The organism is Actinoplanes sp. NPDC048791, assembly GCF_040650095.1.
GTDB lineage: Bacteria > Actinomycetota > Actinomycetes > Mycobacteriales > Micromonosporaceae > Actinoplanes.
Window position 1 is genome coordinate 1 of record NZ_JBEZGQ010001448.1, and the last position, 1,648, is coordinate 1,648.

The 1,648-nt window shown below is 73.8% G+C and carries 1 protein-coding gene; it reads right to left on the reverse strand.

Annotated elements, in window-relative coordinates:
- Positions 1 to 1,648 (reverse strand): molybdopterin-dependent oxidoreductase (locus AB0C29_RS47280; protein ID WP_360834778.1); only part of this gene is annotated, 1,648 nt, incomplete at both ends.

Consider the following 1,648-nt stretch of genomic DNA (forward strand, 5'->3'; position numbering starts at 1 on the left):
GCAGCAGCAGGTCGAGCACCAGGCCGGTGAGCGCGAAATGGCCCTGGTGGTTGGTGCCGAACTGGACCGCAGCGGCTCGCGCCCGGCGACCTTGCCCTGCTGGGAAAACCCGCCCATGTCCAGCTGCGAGTGCAGGCGCGAGGCGGGCTGATTGCAGATCAGAACGATCGGGTACGGCGACAGCTCCGGCTCGTGGAATACGGGATGGCCGGGGCACTCGTCGTAGCCGAAACCGGCCACGGTCGCCGAGTACAGCTCGATCCTGCCGCTCGGGGTGTCCAGCGGCCGCCCGTCCCGGAAGCCGGCGAACAGTACGGTGTCCGCGCGCCTTCCCGGCAGCTCCACCTCGCCGGCCGCCCAGAAGTCGTCGAAGCCCGGCAGGTCCAGGTCGGCGCCCCAGTCCTCGTACAGGTGCCGCAGCCACTCGCCGCTGGTGCGCCCCTCGGTGAGCGCCTCGCGGTAGCCCAGCCGCTGGGCCAGGTCGGCGAAGATGTCGTACTCGTCGCGGGCCTCGGCGTACGGCTCGTCGGCGCGCTGCATGGCGATCAGGTGGGTGTCGCCGCGGCCGGCGCCCAGGTCGTCGCGTTCCAGGGTGGTGGTGACCGGCAGCACCACGTCGGCGTGGCGCGCGGTCGCCGTCCAGTACGGCTCGTGCACGATCACCGTCTCCGGCCGGGCGAAGGCGCGGCGCAGCCGGCTCAGGTCCTGGTGGTGGTGGAACGGATTGCCGCCGGCCCAGTAGACGAGCCTCGTGTCCGGATACCGGTGCCGGCCGCCGTCGTAGTCGAACTCCTCGCCGGGGTGCAGCAGCAGGTCGGCGATCCGGGCGCACGGGATGAAGTCCGGCACCGGGTTGCGGCCCCGCGGGAACGTCGGGAGCCCGTACGGCAGCTTGCCTCCGCCCACCTCACCCACTGAGCCGTACCCGTGGCCGAAACCACCGCCGGGCAGCCCGATCTGTCCCAGCACCGCGGCCAGGGCGAGCCCGGCCCAGAGCGGCTGCTCGCCGTGCCGGGTGCGCTGCAGCGACCAGCTGACCGTGATCAGCGTGCGGCCGGCCGCCATCCGCCGGGCCAGCGCGACGATCGCCGCCTCGTCCAGCCCGGAGATCTCCGCGGCCCAGGCCGGAGTCTTGTCCGCCACGTCGGCCAGGAACCGGCGTCCGCCGACCGTGTACCGGTCGAGGAAGTCCAGGTCGGCGTGCCCGTCGGCGACGAGCTGGTGGGCCAGGGCGAACATCACCGCCACGTCGGTGCCGGGGCGGACGGCGAGCCAGTCACCGGCCAGGTCGGCGGCGAGGTCGTCGCGCAGCGGTGACACCGAGGCGACCCGCAGGCCGCGCGCCGTGGCGGTGCGCAGGTGCTCGCGGAGATCGTGGTTGGCGCGGCCGCCGGGCGTGACGTAGCTGGTCGCGGCCCGGATGCCGCCGAAGGCGACCACCAGGTCGGTGTGCGCGGCGATCACCGGCCAGTCGGTGCCGCCCCGGATGATCGCGTGCGTGCCGCGGTGGCCGACCAGGTGCGGCAGGGCCACGTTGGACGCGGCGAAGCTGTAGTTGTCGCGCGCGCCGGTGTAGCCGCCGCCGAGGGCGAGGAAGCGGTGCAGCTGGGATTGCGCGTGGTGGAAGCGGCCGGCGCTGGCCCAGCCG